Here is a 21,108-nt window from a genome sequence, read left to right as displayed (position 1 = left end):
AGTTGATCGAAAAAAAGGCTGTACCAAATTTTGGTGCAGCCTGTTTTATGGAGCATTGCCCGCTCTTTTTTATAACAATTTTTTACAGAAAATGGTACTATTGAAGTATTAATAAGTGAAAAACAGATGAGTAAGAGGAGGCAAGTAGTATGAAAGAGCCAGATACAAATGCAAATTATGAGCCAGACGAACTAGAGGAGACGAACGCGGATCAGGATACAGGACAAGAATCGTCTTCTTTTTACGATATCAAAGAAAAAGCAAGCATGAATCTTTCCCAATTATTAGAAGACTTACAGGCTTTTGAAAAAGCTGTCCGCGAAGAAGATATCCCTGAGATCTACCGTTTATACAATGGCCGATTGAATGAAGAATTAAAAAGAAGCTCAAATGAAAATCACGAGATCGATCAATTGCTGATGCGTAAGATCCATGATCGTTTTTTACAGGAATTTCCTTTTATGGAACAAGTAGAAAACATCTCGCCAACGATGAGCTATTACAAAATCGGCACTTATTACCATGATCGGCCCACGGTCGGTATTGATGCAAGTCTGCCAGAAATTTTTGTTTTGCCTAAGATCGATGAAGAGTGGGAGAAATATTCCCAACCGGAGTCAACGGACTATGACAAAAAAATCAATGAGCTAGACGCAAAGGTGATCACTGCTCAGACAGAAATTGAACGTTTAGATGAACAAATAAAAGAAATCAATCGACAAATGACTGATTTGAACGACAATAAAGGATTCTTGAATCGTAAAAAAATCGAGGAAGAAATTCAAGAATTAGAGAAGAAGAAGCAAGTACTATCTAATGAAAAATTAGGCTGGCTTCCTTATATTGAGACGCCTGAAACAATCCAGCAGCAAAAAGAAGCATTGAAGCAAGAAGCAAGAGCAGACCAGCTTCGTGCAGCCATCGTAGAAAAAGAACAAAGGCAAATCAGACGCTATTTCGGTAGCAAAGAGGGATTCGGTCAAGCAATCCATGAATTCTTGATGAATTATCTTGGCAATGAGAATCCTAATAATCAATCTAATGAAGGAGGTTCCGAGTATGAATGAACACGATGAAGCAGAATGGACAAAAAATGAAGAACAAACAGAAGATCATGAAGAAACGAACACTTCATTGGAAGAACAAACAAGTAATCCTCTGGATGACACAGAAGAAATCCCTATGCTAGAGGAAACAAAAATACATGAAAAAGAAAAAGTAACTCCGACGAATACGAATACTGCAGAAAACACCCATGCTTACGAAATAACTGAAAATCCCGGGTATTTAGAAGGAAAAGAGCAAGATCATCAAGATATCGTCAGTTTGATTGAAACAGCGGAAGCAGAATTAGCGGATTTACGTATGAGAAAAGATTTGATCGAATCAGATTTTCCACAATTATTAGAATCATATGATCGTTTTATATTGAATGAAGAACCAATCTCCACGATCGGAAAGACAAGCCTGATCGAATACTTCACGTATGAATTACTGAAACCGTTGAATGATATTGGTCTGGAACGGTCAAATTCAGCTTATGACACATGGAAAACAAGACATTTTTCGATCAATTATACGTTGAATGGACAAAACGAATTAGTCTTTTCCTTTGTATTACCGACCATCGATCAACGATACCAAGTGGAATCGATGAGTCTCCTAAACGTATCACCAGAGACAATGGAAATCAATGTCCAAGATGACCGGGTGCTTTCTTTGATCCGACACTGGTCAGTGGATCGAGTATTCTCTGCAGGGCAGATCACGATATTCAATCACAAATTGAATCAATTATTAGCCCATGCAAGAACACTTGGTTTTACCGTTAATCAGACATTACTAGACAATACGAAGCCACTTCGTTTGAATCTTCAGAGCGAATTTGAATTGACGAATGAAGTATTGGATGATATTTTTATCGTGGCAATGAAAAATCCATCCTACGATATGGAAAAGATCAACGAAACTACTTATCAAGTACGATTAGATAAAGGACAGTCTTTAACGATAACAACAAACGAAAAAGATCAAACAGTCTTGTCGATCTCATCTGGAGACTACCCACGATCTGTCATTGATTTCTTTATCAATTACGAATTCTTGGTCCCATTAATGGTGAGAAAGTCCTGATTGGATAAGTTGGATTACCAGATGTCATTCAGATAATTCTGTTCCAAAGGACTTGCGGCAGTTATCCAGAATAATTGTCACAAGTCTTTTCTGTATGTACTAAATGGACGTGAATAACTTGCTGATGAAGGAGGGATTTCATTAGGAATGTCCACAAATAAAATAGCACAGCTTAGCTTATTGTCTGCTGCTTGTGTAGCAGGTAGGATCGCTTTTCAATTTATTCCGAATTTCCAGCCAATGACTGCTATTTTTTTATTTATAGTACTTTACTTAAGCTTAAAAGATGCGTTAATTGTCATGAGTCTTTCTATTGCGATCAGCAGTTTTTATTTTGGTGTTGGACCATGGGTCATCGGCCAATGGATCAGCTATACTGTTGTTCTGAGTTTGTTTTCAATCGTCTGCTTGAGAAAAACAGTGCAAAGGAATCTATGGTTAAAGGGAGTCTGTTTTTTTCTGGCGGGCATGGTTTACGGAATAGGTATGACCGTTTTTGATACGCTGTTATATCGTTTGCCTCAACCTTGGATCTATTACCTTCAAGGGGTGTCGTTTGATTTGATGCACAGTATAGGCAATGTTGTGTTCTTTCTTGTTTTTCTGCCAGTCGTCAAACGTTTTTACAATCATTCAGGAGGAAAAAATGAAAAAAATAATTTATAGTTTGCTTGCAATGAGTGTCAGTATACTCATTTTGACAAGTTGCAGTACAACCTATACACAATCGGCTTCCAACCAAAAGGAGGAAGTAAAAACATCGCAAAAAGCAACAATCACGTTACAAGAAAATGGTCAAAACTTTTCGGAAAAAGAAGTGGTCTTCAAAAAAGGCGATGATTTACTGAGTATTTTGAAACGAAATTTTGAAGTCAAAGAAGATAACGGCTTCATCACTTCGCTTGAAGGGCACTCACAGGATGAGAAAAATCAACTCTATTGGATGTTTACTGTGGACGGGAAAAGTGCTACTACTGGTGCCAAAGAGATCAAATTGAATGATGGACAATCGGTCATTTTCAATTTGTCTAAACTATAAGTTTCATAAAAAACTGTTAAAGGGCGAATATTGCCATAATTCAGTGAGTTCAGTTGATGAAAGAAGGAAAATAACATGGAAAATTTTAAAAAAAGCGGAATGTTTTCCGTAATTGCTGCTCTAGGGGCTAATATTCTAGTTGCTATCAGCAAATTTGTCGGCTATGCAATCAGTGGCAGTGCCGCCATGCTAAACGAAAGCATCCACAGTATCGTTGATTGCAGCAATCAGATTTTGCTGTTATTCGGTGATAAACAAGCCAATAAAGGACAGAGCGAGTTGCATCAATTTGGTGAAGGACGAGCAAAATACTTTTTCAGTACAATCGTCGCAATGATGCTTTTCTTCGGCGGTGGGGCACTTGGGGTGATGGAAGCTTTTGAAAAGTTGACGCATCCATCCCATGAAGTGGGTAATCCGATCATTGTTATAGCAATACTGTTATTTGGTTTGGTAATCGAAGGAAGTTCGTTACGCGTGGCAATGAAAGAAATCAAAGAATTGAATACTGAAAAACTTTCCACGATGCGCTTTTTGCGCGAAAGTCGACACAGTGAAATACTGATTATTTTTACGGAAGACTTGTGTGCTGTAATCGGTTTGGTCTTGGCTTTAGCAGGAACAATATTGACTTATGCAACCGGGATTGCTGCATTTGATGCGATCAGCGGATTGCTGATCGGTTTCTTGCTGATGGGAGCCGCCATTTTCCTAGCAAAAGAATTTTATAGTCTGATCATCGGTGAAAGCGTGACAGCAAGCGATTTATCAAAAATCAAGTTAGCTTTTGAACGTCCTGAGATCAGTCGGCTGATCGATATAAAAACAGTTCATTTAAGTCCAACGGAGATTTTAGTTGCAGCAAAAGCAGATATCGTTGGTAACAAAGAGAATGAAGCTTACTCGGTCATCAATGATATTGAAAAAAATATGCGTCAGTCTCTTCCTGACAAGAAGATGTATATATACATTGAAACAGATAAATATGACCCAAATTATTCTCGTAAATAAAACGTTTATTCATGAATTGAAGCAAAAATGAGAAAAATATAATCTTGTTTTTAAATAAAACGGCTACAATTTAGCGAATTTATGTTACAATGAGTCCGCTGTTTATTTGTTGTAATTAAAGGAGATATTTTAATGAACAAAAAGAAAAGTGCGCCATGGCTTCAAGCTTTGCATGCAGTGATGCCACTTTGTATAAGCTATATACCAGTAGGATTAGCTTGCGGAGTATTGTTGCAAAAAGTTGGATTTGATCCTCTCTTATCAGGACTGTTATCGATTCTGGTCTTTTCCGGTGGCGCGCAGTTTTTAGTTGCATCTATGCTTACGACGCAAGCATCATTTGCAACGACATTATTGATGGTTTTCTTTTTAGAATTACGCTATACATTATTAGGAGCAAGTCTTGCCGGTTTTATGAAAAAAGAAAAGCGGACGTTTTTGGCTGTCTTTTCTCAATCACTGAATGATGAAAACTATGCGGTGAACTACTTAAAGTTTTCAACTGACCCTTCCTGGAATAAAAGAAAGGCTTTATATGTCAATTGGTTCTCAATGACTGCATGGGCCGGTAGCAATATGATCGGTAATTTTTTCGGCTCGGTGATTCGAGTAGATGCTGACCTTGTCCATTTTGCTTTGACGGCCATGTTCATTTTCATGTTTATCATGCAGATGAAAAGCGCACTACTGATCTTTACAGGTTTATTCTCAGGCGTATTAGGGGTCGTATTCATGGTATTTTTCCAAAATACTTTCGGATTGATTGCAGCAACAGTCATTGCTTCATTTGCCGGATTTATGCTGGAGAAGGCATTCAAAAAAGAAAAAGCTAAGAAACTAAGAGACCGCGGTAAAGATGTCAATGAGCCGCTCTTCAACTTCCCGGAACAGGAGGCCAATCACCATGACTAAACTATATTTGCTACTTTTAGTTGCTTGTCTGTTCATCGTGGCATATATCCCGCGCTTGTTCCCGATGCTTTATTTTACTCATCGAAAAGTGCCATCCTGGTTCAGTGACTGGATGAAATATGTACCGGTGGCATTATTTGCGGCGTTAGCTTTTAAAGATGTTTTCATTACTCATGAACATCTGGATATTGCTTGGAATATCAAAATAGCTGCAATGATTCTAGTAGCAGGCGTGGCTTACAAAACACGTTCGATGGCGTTGTCAGTTTTGACAGGACTTGCGTCTGTCTTTTTGCTGTCTATGCTTTAAACTGTTTTATTTTATTAAAAACAGAGATTGCGACATAAGTTGTTCAAACTGATCTATCCGAACTGCATTTGCAACAGTCAATTCTGGATGCAAGTTTATTCGTAGGGATAAAAAAGATTAGTGTTGGCTTATGATGCAAGCTCTTTTTTATTTTAGGAATTAGAGAGGGATTTGTCCTTCTATGATTTTTTGCTATAATAGGGAAGATGTTTATTTTATGAAAGAATAGTTGAGGGAATTTAAATGAATAAAAAATTGATGCAAGGAACATTTTGGCTAACCTTTGCTAATCTTCTATGTAAAGTTTTAGGGGTAGTCTATTTGATTCCCTGGCTAAGTATGATGGGGAACAATCAAGATGGTATGCTTGCTACGACATTGTATAATGTTGGCTATCTTCCTTATGGATTGTTCCTGATGCTTGGTACAGTCGGATTTCCAAATGCGATTGCAAAAAAAGTAGCTGTAGCCACAAAAGAAGGAGATAACGCTGCTTGTCGGCTGATTTTTAGAAGTACGATCAATATCATGTTTGTCATCGGTATCGCCTCTGCTGCACTGATGTATTTATTTGCTCCTTTACTAGCCGGAATCAGTCCGATTGCTAACGTTAATAATGGGATACTAGCTATCAGAAGTTTATGCCCATCTTTGATTGCTATCCCAATTCTTAGTGCAATGAGAGGATATTTCCAAGGAAAAAATGATCTGCGGCCTTATGGAACTTCTTTGATTATCGAACAGGCTGTGCGAGTGATCGTTATCTTGGCTGGTACTTATTACTTGCGCGTATTGACTGACGGAACCATATTAGAAGCTGTATTGATCAGTACAGTCGCTTCTTTCTTCGGTGGGTTAGCTGCGATTATCCATATGTATATCGTCGGACGCAGAAAAGACTTCTTCGAACTTAAAGATTTTTTGATTTCCAGCCGTTATTTCGAAAGAGAAAACCGATCTGCCTCTGTCTCTATCATTCGGGAAACACTACCGTTTATTTTTGTCGGCTCAGTCATTACTATCGTTCAAATGATCGACCAAGTAACGATGAAACCACTGCTTCACTTTTTCCGTCCAGAGATCGCAGATCAGCAACTGGAATTCTTATTCAGCCGTGCTTCTGTCAATCCAAATAAATTGACATTGATCCTGATCTCCATGGTAGGAACAGTAGCTATAAGCAGCTTGCCAATATTAAGCACGATGAAGAAAAAAGATCGGATACAAATCGAAAAAACAGTAGGAGATAGTTTTTCGATTGCGTTATTGATTCTTCTTCCTTCATTGACTGGAATGTCTTTATTAGCTGGACCACTATACACATTGTTTTTTGGCTATGATCCTGAAAGTGTCGGATATTTCCAAATGGCTTTGCTAGCTTCTTTGTTTTTCTCTTTATTCACGATCCTATCTACGATGCTTCAATCTTTGAATCACCATCGTTTTGCGATCCGATTAACTGTAGAAGCAATTATCCTGAAAGTCATCTTCCAAGTAATCGGATTAGGATTAGTTGGCGGATACGGGATGAGCTTATCAAATGGCTTAGCATTCGGTATTGTCTTTGTTCGCGGCTATCACTTTATGTGCAAAGAATACCGAATAGCACCTTTAGCAAAGATCAGCAATTTTTTCTTAAAAACTTTCCGCTCCACCCTGATTATGCTTGCAGTATGTTTTGCCGTTTTCTTTTTGCTGAATCAGCGATTGTCAATGGAATCAAAAAGCTATGCAATGATTTATTGTGTGGCTGTAGGAAGTATTGGCGGCTTAGTATTTTTATTTTCTCAATTCGGAAAAAATGGGTTTCGAATGTTGAAAAATGTTAAACATCATAGCAGAAGCAAAGAATAGGTTAACTAATCGTTTTTTGCTGTCACTTGAAAAACGGCAACTCGTATGATTACGCTTGTCGTTTTTCTATTTTCCAATTTTAGTTTCATATCTAATCTTACTTATGATATAGTTATAAGGTCTGGAAAAATTCTTTGAAACGAGGAAATTAAACACATGAAACTTGCAGTAGTTACAGATAGTTCGGCATATCTGCCGGAACGTATCAAGAACCATCCCGACTTATTCGTTATTCCAATCCCTTTGATTATGGATGGGAAAATTTATAACGAAGGAATCGATATCGAAGCGGATGAATATTATGGACTTTTAAAAAACAGTAAAGATTTTCCTACTACTTCACAACCTGTCGTAGGGGAAGTTTTGGGTTTATATGAGGAATTGAAAGAGAAAGGGTATGACACGATTTTAAGTATCCATCTTTCTTCAGGGATTTCTGGCTTTGTCAACACATTATTTGCGATGAAAGATGACATCAGCGGAGTAACGGTCATTCCTTATGACTCTAAGATCACTAGTATGCCGATGGGACACATGGTAGAAGCTGCCTTAGACTTAAATGATGAAGGTCAGTCCCTTGATGAAATACTTGCACATATCGATCGAATCCGAGATAATACCTATGCTTATCTGATTGTAGATGATTTGAACAATTTAGTACGAGGAGGACGTTTGACAAATGGTGCAGCGCTGATTGGCAGCTTATTAAAAATCAAACCGATCCTGACATTTTCTGAAGGGAAAATTGTTTTATTCGAAAAAATCCGTTCAAGTAAAAAAGCATTTGCTCGAGCTGAAGAAATTATTGGTAGAAGAAATAACGAAATACAACCGCCAGTCAAACTTTACGTGATACATGCAAATAATTTAGAAGTAGCGATTGCGGAGAAAGAGAAATTGCAGAAAAAATATCCAAATGCAGAAATCGAAATTGGTCATTTCGGACCAGTCATTGGTACACATTTAGGTGAAAAAGCCATCGGCATTGCCATTTCAGCGCAATAATTCCTTTTATTCAAAAAACATACCAAAAATATTGGCTCTTTGTCAAATGATGTTGGTAAAGAGAAATCTTAGAATAATTTGGACAGAACAGAAAGAAGAAAACCTCTTTCTGTTCTGTTTATTTGGTTAAAAATGTTTTGCCATGACGAATCATAATTCGTAGTTTGAAATTGTAAAAGTTGCGAAAGCCGTACGCATTGCGTTTTAATACTTTGATGTGGTTGTTTAAGCATTCCAATGGTCCGTTTGAATAGCTGTAGTGAAGCGCATTTTGGATCTGTGGCAGAAACTTTTTAAACGTTCGTAAAGTGGTTGTATAGGTTTCTGGCAGACCGCTAATGTCTCTAGTTAAACAATCCTCAAATAGTGACTGATCTCTTTTCTTTACCGCATAAAGAATGTCTTGGTATAACTGATAGCCTTGGCGTAAGTTGGGACAAGCAGCTAACAGTCGATCGGCAATCTCACTTTCAGTCAAATAATCTTTAAAACTGGCACGCCAAACCCGTTTTTCATAGTTTAACTTTGCTTCTTCTTTTTGTAGGAGTTTCCAATAGCGCTTCAATTTTTTCCCTAACCCTCGTTGAGAGTGGGAATTTCCTTTAAGTCGTACCGTGGTTTCTTTCACTCGATGATTCAAGAAAGTTCTGCCAATATGTTGGACGATGTGGAAACGATCGATGATCAACTGAGCATTCGGGAAAAGCTTTTTCACCAACGAAACATAAGGCGCATACATATCAATAACAATCAATTGAACGGCTTCACGAGTCGCTAATGAAAACCGAGAAAAATAGCGTTCTAAATAAGGCAAGCGTCGATTTTCGACAATATCCAATAATGCATGGCTTTGTCCGTCCATCATGATAAAACTCATTGCACTGGCAACACTTCGAACCGATTTGAATTCATCAAAGCATAAGACCTTTGGCAAAGTCTGTTTGAAAGGATTCAATGGGCGGTAGAATCGCTTCATGACACGATAGACCGAAGAAGTGGAAATATTTTTCTGACGAGCGATTTCCGTCATGGAAGTATTCTCTTTTAAGCGAGCAATGACAGACCAACGAACTTTTTGACTAATGAAACAGTGTTTTTCAGCAACAGAGGTATCCGCTACGAATGTTCTTTGGCAAGACTTACATTTAAATCGTTGTTTCTTCAGCTCCAGATAAGTGCGATACTCAGACACATCATTCAGTAACAACCGAACGGTTGTCGTCCCCCAACGAATGATCCTAGAGGGGACGACACAAAGACAATGGGAACACTCTTCTGGCTTGTACAGAAGAGTTCCTTTGTAAATCAAGCAAATTTGCCCTTTGTATTTTTCTTTAGTTAAACAATTTTCCTCGAAATAGATATTTAGGTCTAGAATATTTAGGGTATCTTTGATAAGCTGAGTATGAGACATCTTGAATCCTCCTATGAATTGGTAGCCAAATTAATTCTAAAGGATTTCAGGGTGTCTTTTCTATATTTTTTTATACAAAAAAGATGTTGGTGAAGTTCACCAACATCAAAAAGTATAGAGCCAAAATATTCCAACATCATCTTGGACTTTCTACATGTTACTAATGAGCGTGTAAAAGAACGAGATGGTGTTTTTATTTCTATCAATGAAGCTCTTTTTCTTTGCAATCCTCACTTCAATCCTCTATAATGTCGCATATAGTTTAGTAAATGAGTAAACTACTAATTTACTTATTTACTAAAAATAAAAGGATGAGGAGTTAAAATAATGGAAATACCAACAAATTTAAAACATAAACCAGTAATCGTTGTAGAAGACTATGATAAAGTTGATGGAAGAAATGCATTAAATATGGATGCAAAAGGGCTTTCACTGGGCCTTGCTCAGTGGAATGATCGTGGAAAAGTCGATATCTCAGGCAAGGTATGGCGACATACTGGAGAAAAATGGTCACGACAGTCGGAAGAATTACCAATCACACGTATTTTAGATTTAGCGATCTTAGCTGCGCAAGGAAGTTTATACTTCCAAGATGCTTATCGTTATGAAAAATTTTATGATCCAGAAAATCCAGTCGTAGACATCATTGGATTACAAGGGAACCGAATGACGGTAGAAGTAGATACCAAAAATCCAAAGATCGATGAAGACATCATTTTGTATTACGATACACTACAAAAAGACGGAGAACTGATTGGGGAACGATTCCGTATTTTAAAACGTCTTTTAGATGAGCTAGGATATTAATAGACAGAGATGATCAAAAGGGGAAGAGAAGCATGGAGAATTTCTCACTAACAGAAAACCGAACCTTTTCACGGCTAGAAAAGCAAATGATCTGGAAGAAACCGAAAAGCCATCGGACAAGTGCAGAAGAATGGCGGATCGCCTCCGAAATCAAAGGGAATTGGCAAGATCCTGAAATGAAAATCAGTAACGTACTTTTGGAAGGAGATGCCGGGTCGGGGAAGACACAATTAGCCAAAGCACTATCTGCTGATCTGCAACTTCCCTATACAAAAGTGACCTGTTTTGCAGATATGGACAAATCAGATGTTTTCGGAGCCTTATTACCTGTAGTAGATTCTAATAAGGAACAAGACCAAGAATTACTAGAAGCTATTTACCAAACAGATACACTTGAAGCTGTACTGACACTGATCCAGAACCATTACGGCATTGATCCTTTTTCTGCTAAAGAAAAATTAGCAGAGCTAGTTCAAAGGATCGAAGCTGATTATCCAGATGCAATCCATTACAGCTATTACCCTTCTGAAATCGTTCGAGCGATTGAAAAAGGCTATTTATTAGAGATTCAAGAGCCGACTGTCATCCGAGATGCCTCTGTTCTTGTGGCACTTAACTCAGCGCTCGAACCAAATGGGATGTTGAATTTACCGACAGGAATCATTCGTCGCCATCCAGATTGCGTCATTGTGATCACTACAAATCGAAATTACCAAGGAAATCGCCCATTAAATGAATCTTTAAGAGATCGGATGCAACATGCGGAAAAAATGGATCTTCCTGCCTTAGAAGTCATGGCAGAACGTGCGATGGCGAAAACTATGATCCAAAAACAAGAACTTCTCTTAAAGATGGCAGAGATTATCCGTTTGTTGGATGAAACTGCAAAAGCTAACGCCATCAAAGGTGTAGCAGGAATGCGTTCTTATTTTTATTGGGCAAATACCTATAAGCAAGGACAAGATTTACTCCAGTCGATTTATCCAAAAGTTTTGTATAAATTATCCACTGATTCAGATGAATTGGCAATTCTTGAACAAGCTTTGTCTGACAGTGGATTGCTACTGGAACTTCAGGACATATTGAGAAAAGAAAAATGGGGTCATCCTCAATCTGAGCATACAAAAGAAAGAACCATTAGCGCCGAAGAAGCAAATGAACGAAACATCACTGAAAATGCTGAAGAAATTCTGCGCTTAGATGAAAAGAAATCGTTGTCTGCTGAAGAACCAAATGAGGGAGAAGAGAAACAAGAAGAAACAATAGAAAAAAACGAGATTCCTCCTCAAATGCAAAAAGAACGCAGTAGCGATATCGAAGGAAAAAATCAAAAAGAACAACAAACAGGAGATGATTCTCAAGAAATGTCTGCTTCTGACATGGAAGCACATGATAAGGAAATCAAGAAGCAACTGAATAAAGAAGCGCGACAAATCATGAAGGAAACGATTCATGAAAAAGAAGGTCTCATCGTTCACCGACCAGCTTTCCAAGGAAAAACGCCGGAAGCACGTGAGCTACACATGCAAGTAATGCCAATAGTAGAATCACTTAGCCGGCAAATTTTAGAGTTACTGGATAATGAACAAACAGAGACGTACCAAAAAGGAAAATACGAAGGTCAGCGGTTCAATGCAAGCAAAGTAGCATATGGTGATTTGAGAAATTTTGACAAAAAGAACCCGCCACATGAGCAACCTTCTTTAGCGGTAGCTGTACGGATCGATGAATCTGGGTCAATGATACGGGATGATCGGATCGAAGCGGCAAAAAAAGCAGCGATTGCCATTGCCGAATTTTCTAAGAAAGTCGATATCCCATTGTTGATTTACGGAGATACAGCAGACCGTTCGTCAAGAGAAAAGACTTCTTTGTTTTCTTATAAAGAATTTGAAGACGGATTTCAATGGTTAAATGAAAAATTAGTCACTATGAAACCAAGGCAAAACAATCGTGATGGTGCTGCACTTCGTTTAGCAGCAGAAAAATTAAACAGACAATCCGCAACAACCAAACTGTTGCTTAATATTAGTGACGGTCAGCCAAAAGCGTTGCCGGATTATACAGGCAAAAAAGCAAAAGAAGATATCCAGTCTGTTTTGAAAGAATATGAACGTCAAGGAATCCTATTTGTCTCCGCAGCTATTGGCCAAGACAAAGAAGAAATCAAGTCGATCTACGGTGAAAGTCGTTTTGTAGATATTACTGACTTGAATGAATTTCCCAAGCAAATGATTCAACTGATTGCCCGCTATCTATGATAAAATAAAGCTCAACGAACGCACTTAGCAGATTCGTTGAGCTTTTCGTTTCTAGTTACCGGTAACAAGGATACTTCTAAAATAGAATCGGTTATAATCAAGAGGGACCGTTAAAGGAGTGAAACGATATGATACAAGAACAAAAATGGTGGAAAGAAGCAGTAGGCTATCAAATCTATCCTGCTAGTTTCAAAGATAGCAATGGCGATGGTCAAGGAGACATCAATGGGATCCGTGAAAAACTTAATTATTTGAAAGATCTTGGTATCGGCTTTATCTGGATCAATCCGATCTATCAATCTCCATTTGTCGATAATGGTTATGACGTAAGTGACTATCAAGATATAGAAGAGAGATTCGGAACGATGGAAGATTTTGATTTATTGCTAAAAGAAGCACATGAATTAGGGATCAAAGTGATTATGGATCTTGTCATCAACCATAGTTCGGATCAGCATCAATGGTTTGAAGAATCGAAAAAATCTAAAGAAAGCCCGTATCGCGATTATTACATTTGGGTCGACGGGGTAGATGGCAAAGAACCGAATAATTGGACATCGATTTTCGGCGGTTCTGCTTGGGAGTATTCTCATGAAACTGGACAGTATTATCTGCATGTTTTTGCAAAAGAACAACCAGACTTAAATTGGGAAAGCGAGAAATTGAAAGAAGAACTATTCAATATGATCCGATGGTGGTTGGATAAAGGGATAGATGGATTTCGTTTAGATGCGATTTCTCATGTAAAAAAAGATGAATATTCAGTAAAAGCCACAGAGAACCCTTTCTCACCCTTTCAAAATGTCTCAGGAATCGAAGAACATTTGACCGATTTGAAACATGTTTTTGAAGAGTACGATATCATGACTGTCGGAGAAGCAAGTGGTGTCACTGCAGAAGAAGGACCACAATGGGTAGGGAAAGACGGTTATTTCGATATGATATTCGAATTTGATCATATCCATATCTGGCAGCAAGAAAAAGAAGGGCAATTAGATGTCCTTAAATTGAAACATGCATTAAGCGCTTGGCAAACTTCATTGGATGGTATCGGATGGAACGCTTTATATATGGAAAACCATGATGTTCCTCGTGCCGTTTCAGTGTTTGGAGATACTCGTCCCGATTTTTGGGCTATGTCTGCAAAAGCAATCGCTATGATGTATTTCTTTTTGCAAGGTACGCCATTTATTTATCAAGGACAGGAAATCGGAATGACGAATATGCCCTTTGAATCGATCGATCAAGTTGATGCAGTAGATTCGAAAAGACTTTATAAAAGGCTGCTTGCGGAAGGTAAGACAAGAGAAGAAGCATTGGATATCATTCGTGAAACAACGAGAGACAACAGCAGGACACCCATGCAATGGACTTCGGAACAATATGCTGGTTTTTCTACACATGAACCTTGGCTGATCACTAATCCAAATACCAAAACGATCAATGTAGAACAACAAGAATATGAACCAGAGTCGGTCCTGCAATTCTATAAGAACATGATCCGCATTAGACAAACCAATAAAGGTCTGATATACGGTTCTTATAAAGAATATCTTCATGAACATCCACAACTTTATGTCTATGAAAGATATTTAGAAGATGAACAATATCTTATTATGGTAAACTTAACAGAATCACTTGCTGACTATGAACTTCCAAAAGAAGCAGATCAGTCCTGGACATTACTCTTGTCAAATTCCTCTAGCGGAGAATTTGAAGCTAAAGGCATACTAGCACCTTATGAAGCTCGGTTATATAAAACAAACAAGTAAAACTTCCTCGTTAAAGTTCATTAGTTGGACTTTGCGAGGAAGTTTTTCAGATTGCTCTGTCAATTACTCATTTCAATAATTCGCTCTAGGACCACCGATATATTTAGGACGAGAGCGAAGGGCTGTCACGTGAGCTTGTCCAAGGGTTTTCAAACGAGGTCTGACAGGTACTTGGACATGCTTGATATGCATACCGATTGATGTGTCACCGATATCGATACCGGCTTGTCCAACTACGTGTTCCACTTCGACAGGATCATTGAACTGGTCAAAAGCAGCAACAGAACAAGCACCTCCAGCATGTAGTGCAGGAACAACAGAGACAATTTCGAAATTTTTTGCTTCTGCCACTGTTCGTTCTACTACTAATGCTCGGTTCAAATGTTCACAACCTTGGACAGCTAGCGCAATTTCTTTAGGATCCAACAACTCTTTTAACGTACGGATGATCCATTGACCAACTTCCGCACTGGAATTTTTTCCAATATGTCCTCCAACGACTTCGCTTGTGCTGCATCCTAAAACAAAAAGATCACCTTTTTTCAAGTGTGCCTCAGCCAATATGTCATTAACTATTTCAGTCAATTGGTCTTTTAATTCTTTTTCTGACAACTTCATTTTCTAAAACCTTCTTTTTCAATTAATATTGCTTCCGTGCTTGAATACGTTGAAGACTTGCAGTTATAGGAAAGGCAAGTCCCATTCCAATCAGATTTTGGAAGATGTTTCCTGGTATAGAAGCCACTCCAGCCGGCCAATCATATAAAATCCAACCGGCGATACCATAGCCGATGATCATAACTAAGCTTCCTAATAAAAGCCCTAATCCCCACATACGAGTAGAAGATTTGCTGAAAGAACCAGCAACATATCCTTGTAACCCGTGGATCACTAATGAAAAAACTGCCCACTGCGGATATCCTGAAATCAAATCGATCAATAGACCACTGGAAGCACCAACAACTAATCCACCCGTTGGACCATAAAGAAAAGCAGCGGTATAGATCCCGGCCTCGCATAATGTCACAAATCCATTCGTAGCCGGTACAGGGATCAAAATTGTTAATGAAAGGGCAACTGTCAACGCAATCAGCATAGCATAGATCGTTAATTGCTTAGTTTTCATTTCTCATTCCTCCTTTTTGAATACCGCCAGACCAGACACTTCCGGTATGATCGTTCATCAGCACGCCATTAGAAATACAATGGGCAACAAATTTTTTACTTTCTGCTACTGCTTTGGTAAAATCTGCCCCTAACACAAGATTCGCTGTTATTGCAGAAGAAAAGGCACAACCGGCCCCGTTTACTGTTGTAGTGTCGATTTTTTTATGAGAAAATACCTCATAATGATCAATTGAATAGAGAAGATCCACAGCTTCATCTCCAGCCATCCTTGTGCCGCCTTTGATCACAATGTTTTTTGTTCCTGAAGCAGTGAGTTCTTTAGCGAGATGGATCATTTCTGTTAACGAAGAGGGAAGAGCTTGACCAGAAAGTAAAGCAGCTTCTGCCAAATTAGGCGTAATCATCGTAACAAGTGGAAAAAGTTCTTCGATGAGCTGCGAAATATACAATTGATTGATCACAGCTTCAGTTTCTTTGAATGCCAAAACAGGGTCTAAAATGATTGGGATATTTTGTTTTGTTTTTATGAAGTCTCGAACAACCATGATTGCTTCACTTGAATTCAATAACCCAATTTTGATACCATCTAATGAAGTCATTTTATCAATCGAAACTAACTGTCGTTTAAGCAATTCCAAAGATATAGATTCCAGCATAAATCGCTCATTAATATCTAGTGCCCCTATAGAAGTCAAGGCGCTTAGTCCGAATAGACCAAAATTCTCAAAAGTTTTTAAATCTGTTTGGATTCCTCCACCAGCAAATGGATCAGAACCGCCAATTGTCAAGATTCTTTTCATAACATTTTCCTCCATGAATAAGAGTATAACGAAATTTTCAAAAAAGAAAAACAGCCAATTGGCATATTTTTATCTCATCCAATTTAAAAAAACAAAAAGAAAAGAAAGACCAAAATGGATCTTTCTTTCCTTAAATAGTTAGGACTTTTGTGATTTTAATTCTTTCTCGATTTGAAGCCGTTGCACTTTCATTGTAGCTGTTCGCGGGATTGCATCAAAATCACGGATGATAGGGACGTTCAAGCGAGGAAGTTCATGGACTTGCTCCCACCATCGATTCCAATCCATTTCTTTATCAGGAGCTAAAGCAATAATCGGTTGTGGAGAATGATTTTTATCCCTTACAATCACTACTTCTGCCAAAAAATCTAACGAATCTAATAAAAAGTCTTCAATAGCTAATGTACTATTGATCGTTTCGATCAAATCCACTTGCCGATCTTTCAAAAATAGGTGGCCATGCTTATCCATAAAACCGTAATCTCCGCTATCCCACCAATCGCCATAAACATTTTCCTGGAACCGTGCATCTTCCTTGTAATAAGTCAAAGCCCGTCCTTTAGACAGTAATTGTATATGACCATCTGTGTTTTCAGGTAGGACATTCCCAACTGAATCTGTAATCCGAGCGCTTGTCATGTCTTCCAGTCCAACGCCCATATCTCTTGCATCACTTGTTTTCAAACTCTCTAGTGTATGAGCCTTAAGAATCATTGGTCCGCATTCACTTTGGCCATATACTTGAAGAAATACCGCATCCTGTGCCATCGACGTTCGCAAAAATGTCTTCATTGTCTGGTTGTTTATAGCATCAAAAGTGGAGTGATAGTATCGGATACCCGAAAAAGCTTCTGGATGCTCCTTAGCAGTAAAACGCCACTGAACAAAGTTATTCGGATGGGTCTCTAGTGCAATTGGCCGGTGAGCTTCCAACATATGAACAACTTTTGAACTTTGTGCGTTTGCTAAAGGCATCATAGGAAATCCCATGGACATCAAAGAAGAGATACCAATATTGAATCTGGAATGCACTGGAGAGATGTGAAAAGCGATTAATTTCTTTTCCGAAATTTTTGTGAAAACTGTTTTTTGCCATTTCGTCCGCCATCCCATAGAATGAGCAGAATGACAAATAAGTTTAGGGATACCAGTTGTACCAGAAGTATGGGTCATATAAGAAATTTCATTTTTGTCTAAAAATGATTGAGAAACAGACAAAGCAGGTTGTTCCATTAAATAAAGAATAGGAATCTGTTTTGATTTTGTTCCATTTGAAATTTCTCTCACTCGCTTTTTTGTCTCATCATCAAATAAAATGAAAGGGTCTTCTAAACGATCGATAAATACTTCCATTGTTGTTGTTGGTAGATGATAAGAAGTCATGACAGGCACTGCACCAAGGTAAGACACAGAAACAGCTAGAAGGTATGTGTCAAAAGCGGAACTCTTATAAATAATAACTTTGTCTCCGGATTTCACTCCAAGATGAGCCAATTGATAAGCCCGTTTCAACACACTTTCGCAGCATTTTTTGTAAGTTGTTTCAAGTCCTAATTCTGGGAAAGCTGAAAGTGGCTCATCAAAGATAATCGGGGTCTCGGAAAAGTTAGCTGCAGCTTCTTGAAAATTCGTAAATAAGTTCAAAGGGGAATACGTTATGGTCTCCATCATTCACACTCCATTATCTTTTGTTAAGTAATATACAAATTCAAGATAATCGTAACATAATCCTTTATATAATAACATAGTTTATTGTGAAAAAAAGATCATACATTTGTTTTATATGGAAGAAACCCGAACGAATGCCGCTAATTCGTGATAAGAAAAATCAACCATCTTTTCCCAGATATCTTGAAAAGAATGGGATGAGAGGTATCGATTACCACATAAATAATTTACCGCGTCAGCATCATCTAAATATAGTTCTGCATAATAACGATATGTTTTTCTGCATAGTTCTGGCGATACGTTTTTATATACTGTAATTTTGCTCAAAATTTGGCGAATAGTCCGAGGAGAAATTTGCTGATCATGTGAGGAACGAAAAACAAAAGAATTTTCGTCCGTATTTTGTGCTGTTAACTTAAAATAGTTCTCCAGAAATGGCATCGCTTCTTTTGGTATTGGTACTTTATTCAGTCTGTTTTCTTTTCTATTCAGATTAAGAATCTGCTTGGTCAAAGATACATCTTTACGTTTAAGTTCTACTACTTCATGGATCTTTAATCCGCAATACAGAAGAATGGCAGTAATTGCAAGGTTCCTCGGTCTATTCTTTTCTTCAAAGCTAGCTTCTCTGCTTGTTTGAAAGCCTTCAATCGGGATAAACAAATGCTCAAAATCTTTGAAAAGTTCTGCATCGATATATCGCGGAGCTGCTTTGGTTGTTTCCGGTAAACTTGTACCCAAAAGAGAAATCTCTTCTTCAATCAGTCCTTTTTGATACAAAAATCGTAAAAAATGATTTAATGAATATTGCTTCCTTGAAATCCCGTAATAGCTATTTTCAAACAATTGCTCCGTTTCTTGGTTCGCTGTAGTTTGGAACGAACGAGTATGTCGATAGATTTTAGCTAAGAAATTCTGATAATCTTGTTTTTCTAAATGGATAATCAGCTGATCATCCACTTCTTCAGAAAATACTTTTCTCAAATAATCAGTAAACAGATGAAAATCTTTTGCGTATTCATAGCGACTGCCTAATGAAAGGGAAGAACGATTTTCTTCTAAAAACTGTTGAAAGACGGAAGGGAGCAAGTGTGTACGTTGCTTTAACTTTTCTTGCAGTTGTTTTCTAGTTTTGCTGTCCATTACAAATTCCCTCCAATAGTGTTCATTTTCTATATTTTACCGCATTTCATCAAATGAAGATAGACAGTTTGTCTTGATCTTAGGAAGCAAATTTTTAACTAAGTACTAGCTAAAAGATATGAAGTAAGAAGATACATTTTTAGTTATTTTATTAGTGCAGTCATTCTTTTGATCTTTTAATTGATTTATCCTCTTTTTAGCTATGTGGTTACTTCATGAGCAATGAAATGGATTTGGTTCGTTCTAATGGCAGGAGGCTCTTTCTTTTATTTCCGAAAAATTAGAAAACATTTTTTCAGAATCGATTGGCTCTCCATTTATTCAATAATGGTTTGTCTAACGATATTGTTGGGATAATTCTTAAAGAAGTATTAGAAATAGTTGGTACTTCATTACTTTACATGAAGATTTATTCTATGGTAGGAGCAATTATATTGAGAATTAATCCTTTTTTATATAAGTTGTTTGCTTATTGATGGATTGGATAAATTAAACCATCACAACGAGTGGAAATTATATGAAATTTTTCATAAAAATTCATATAGAAACAAATGACATTTTATTAGAATATGACTTTCATTAACATAAATGTTTTCAAATTTCAATTAAATTGTTTTAATCAAATTCCAATCTAAATATTTGTAGAAAACAATCGTCTCCTATAGAATAAATTTATAAGTAACAATATACCAATCATAAATCTATTTGCTAGGAGGAATTTACATGGAAGAGAAAAATTTAACGGTCATCGGAAGCTATAGTACGAGGGAAGAAGCATTATCAGTAATTGAACGGTTGCGTAACGAAGGGTATGAACGAGATGATATCGTTATTTATACTACTGATGAAGCAGCATCTAGACTAGGATTTGACGGATTGTCTGGTATAGATGTTGAAACAGATGAAAATCGGATGGATGGTGAAGAAGACCGTTCTTTATGGGAAAAAATAAAAGATACTTTTTCTTTTGATACCTATGATTCTGAGACGGCTACACCAGAAAATGATCCTTTATATCAATATAGAGGAGATATTTCTGATGGAAAATTTGTCATCACAGTAAAAGGCTATCGTCAGCCAGAAACAACAGAAGATACAATGGATACACAAGATACTGTTAGCCCAGCAAGCACAATGGGGACTGGATTAGAAACTGGCACTGGAACAGATCCAATGGACGTAGGTGGCACGACAGGCTTTCAAAATACAACGGATCCATTGAATATGACACCAGGAACTGATCCGATGGACGTACCTGGCGAGACTGATACAATGGGTACAAGCAAGACTGAAGACATCGATCGCAAACCAAATCTAGATGATGATACAATTCAACTAAAAGAAGAAAAATTAGATGTAAATACACATGATGTGACAACTGGAGAAGTCGACATCCACAAACATGTGGTCAACGATACTGAAACGGTAGAAGTACCGGTCAAACGTGAAGAAATCGTCATCGAACGCAAACCAGTAACAGATCAATCTTCACAGGGAACAGACGAAAAATTGGAAGATGACACGATTACTATCCCAATCAAAGAAGAGCAAGTAGATGTAAGCAAACATACAGTTATTCGTGAAGAAGTTGGGATTCATAAAGAAGAACATGAAGATGTTGAAAAAGTGACAGAAGATGTTAGCCGAGAAGAATTGGATATTGACACAAGCGGTGATGTACACATTGAAGACCGCAATAAAAAATCGTAAGCGTAAGCTAAAGAGGTTGTGACAGAAGTGGTCAGCTTAAAGAAATTTCGGCTTATTTCCGAAGAAGCTACTTCTGGAACACCGTTTATTCGCAACAAAAAAGGGCTGTGACAAGATTTTTGTCACAGCCCTTTTTTAGGG

At 37.7% G+C, this 21,108-nt stretch carries 19 protein-coding genes; 13 read left to right on the top strand and 6 right to left on the bottom strand.

All coding sequences use genetic code 11. The features are described 5' to 3' along the window. Window positions 1-149: 149 nt before the first annotated feature. From ACIFUW_RS06865 to ACIFUW_RS06825, 9 genes are all read left to right on the top strand, one after another. Window positions 150-1,067: a coiled-coil domain-containing protein gene (locus ACIFUW_RS06865; protein WP_002295906.1), complete on the top strand. Its 918-nt coding sequence runs from the start codon at window positions 150-152 to the stop codon at window positions 1,065-1,067. After that, a complete protein-coding gene (locus ACIFUW_RS06860; RefSeq protein ID WP_002295905.1) occupies window positions 1,060-2,133 on the top strand; it encodes a hypothetical protein in 1,074 nt (357 codons plus the stop codon). Before ACIFUW_RS06865 ends, ACIFUW_RS06860 begins: the two co-directional genes overlap by 8 nt. Window positions 2,134-2,280: 147 nt before the next feature. After that, complete coding sequence (locus ACIFUW_RS06855) at window positions 2,281-2,799, top strand: membrane protein (protein ID WP_002295904.1); 519 nt, start codon at window positions 2,281-2,283, stop codon at window positions 2,797-2,799. Further along, on the top strand, window positions 2,780-3,172 hold the full coding sequence (locus ACIFUW_RS06850; RefSeq protein WP_002295902.1) for a DUF4430 domain-containing protein: 393 nt from the start codon (window positions 2,780-2,782) through the stop codon (window positions 3,170-3,172). The genes ACIFUW_RS06855 and ACIFUW_RS06850 overlap by 20 nt, the downstream gene beginning before the upstream one ends. Before the next feature lie 75 nt (window positions 3,173-3,247). After that, the gene (locus tag ACIFUW_RS06845) at window positions 3,248-4,183 is read left to right on the top strand and encodes a cation diffusion facilitator family transporter (RefSeq protein WP_002295900.1); all 936 of its coding nucleotides are present in this window, start codon (window positions 3,248-3,250) and stop codon (window positions 4,181-4,183) included. A 132-nt stretch (window positions 4,184-4,315) separates the two neighbouring features. Further along, complete coding sequence (locus tag ACIFUW_RS06840; RefSeq protein ID WP_130033250.1) at window positions 4,316-5,095, top strand: AzlC family ABC transporter permease; 780 nt, start codon at window positions 4,316-4,318, stop codon at window positions 5,093-5,095. Next, complete coding sequence (locus tag ACIFUW_RS06835; RefSeq protein ID WP_002295896.1) at window positions 5,088-5,405, top strand: AzlD domain-containing protein; 318 nt, start codon at window positions 5,088-5,090, stop codon at window positions 5,403-5,405. The genes ACIFUW_RS06840 and ACIFUW_RS06835 overlap by 8 nt, the downstream gene beginning before the upstream one ends. Before the next feature lie 243 nt (window positions 5,406-5,648). Beyond that, window positions 5,649-7,259, top strand: a complete 1,611-nt coding sequence (locus ACIFUW_RS06830; protein ID WP_002286080.1) for a polysaccharide biosynthesis protein — start codon at window positions 5,649-5,651, stop codon at window positions 7,257-7,259. Between the two features lie 156 nt (window positions 7,260-7,415). Beyond that, window positions 7,416-8,264: a DegV family protein gene (locus ACIFUW_RS06825; protein WP_002286075.1), complete on the top strand. Its 849-nt coding sequence runs from the start codon at window positions 7,416-7,418 to the stop codon at window positions 8,262-8,264. 118 nt (window positions 8,265-8,382) lie between these two features. Here ACIFUW_RS06825 and ACIFUW_RS06820 read toward each other — a convergent pair whose 3' ends face one another. Continuing rightward, window positions 8,383-9,678 (bottom strand): ISL3 family transposase, encoded by a 1,296-nt coding sequence (locus ACIFUW_RS06820; protein ID WP_002296623.1) that lies wholly within the window; start codon window positions 9,676-9,678, stop codon window positions 8,383-8,385. 327 nt (window positions 9,679-10,005) lie between these two features. Here ACIFUW_RS06820 and ACIFUW_RS06815 point away from each other — a divergent pair, with 327 nt between their 5' ends. From ACIFUW_RS06815 to ACIFUW_RS06805, 3 genes are all read left to right on the top strand, one after another. Beyond that, on the top strand, window positions 10,006-10,485 hold the full coding sequence (locus ACIFUW_RS06815) for a DUF6530 family protein (RefSeq protein WP_002296714.1): 480 nt from the start codon (window positions 10,006-10,008) through the stop codon (window positions 10,483-10,485). Window positions 10,486-10,517: 32 nt separating this feature from the next. Continuing rightward, on the top strand, window positions 10,518-12,746 hold the full coding sequence (locus ACIFUW_RS06810; RefSeq protein ID WP_002296712.1) for an AAA family ATPase: 2,229 nt from the start codon (window positions 10,518-10,520) through the stop codon (window positions 12,744-12,746). A 128-nt stretch (window positions 12,747-12,874) separates the two neighbouring features. After that, window positions 12,875-14,518 carry a glycoside hydrolase family 13 protein gene (locus ACIFUW_RS06805; protein WP_002303818.1) on the top strand — a complete coding sequence of 548 codons (1,644 nt, stop codon included), beginning with the start codon at window positions 12,875-12,877 and terminating at the stop codon, window positions 14,516-14,518. 72 nt (window positions 14,519-14,590) lie between these two features. Here the strand turns inward: ACIFUW_RS06805 and ACIFUW_RS06800 are convergent, their stop codons facing one another. From ACIFUW_RS06800 to ACIFUW_RS06780, 5 genes are all read right to left on the bottom strand, one after another. Then, a complete protein-coding gene (locus tag ACIFUW_RS06800) occupies window positions 14,591-15,136 on the bottom strand; it encodes a TIGR01440 family protein (protein WP_002286070.1) in 546 nt (181 codons plus the stop codon). A 22-nt stretch (window positions 15,137-15,158) separates the two neighbouring features. Further along, entirely contained in the window at window positions 15,159-15,644 is a 486-nt protein-coding gene (locus ACIFUW_RS06795) for an ECF transporter S component (RefSeq protein WP_002286069.1), read from the bottom strand. Then, window positions 15,634-16,446, bottom strand: coding sequence for a hydroxymethylpyrimidine/phosphomethylpyrimidine kinase (locus tag ACIFUW_RS06790; protein WP_002286068.1), 813 nt, complete (start codon window positions 16,444-16,446; stop codon window positions 15,634-15,636). The genes ACIFUW_RS06795 and ACIFUW_RS06790 overlap by 11 nt, the downstream gene beginning before the upstream one ends. 138 nt (window positions 16,447-16,584) lie before the next feature. Next, window positions 16,585-18,117, bottom strand: a complete 1,533-nt coding sequence (locus tag ACIFUW_RS06785; RefSeq protein WP_002286067.1) for an AMP-binding protein — start codon at window positions 18,115-18,117, stop codon at window positions 16,585-16,587. A gap of 108 nt (window positions 18,118-18,225) precedes the next feature. Then, a complete protein-coding gene (locus ACIFUW_RS06780; protein ID WP_002286066.1) occupies window positions 18,226-19,257 on the bottom strand; it encodes a tyrosine-type recombinase/integrase in 1,032 nt (343 codons plus the stop codon). 723 nt (window positions 19,258-19,980) lie between these two features. Between ACIFUW_RS06780 and ACIFUW_RS06775 the strand changes: the two genes are divergently transcribed. Next, entirely contained in the window at window positions 19,981-20,967 is a 987-nt protein-coding gene (locus ACIFUW_RS06775; RefSeq protein WP_002286065.1) for a DUF2382 domain-containing protein, read from the top strand. Window positions 20,968-21,108 lie beyond the last annotated feature (141 nt).

The sequence above is a fragment of the Enterococcus sp. PLH-Efm8 genome (genome assembly GCF_053011625.1).
The sequence above is the reverse complement of the archived record's forward strand: the minus strand, read 5'-3'. Positions and strand labels throughout refer to the sequence as shown.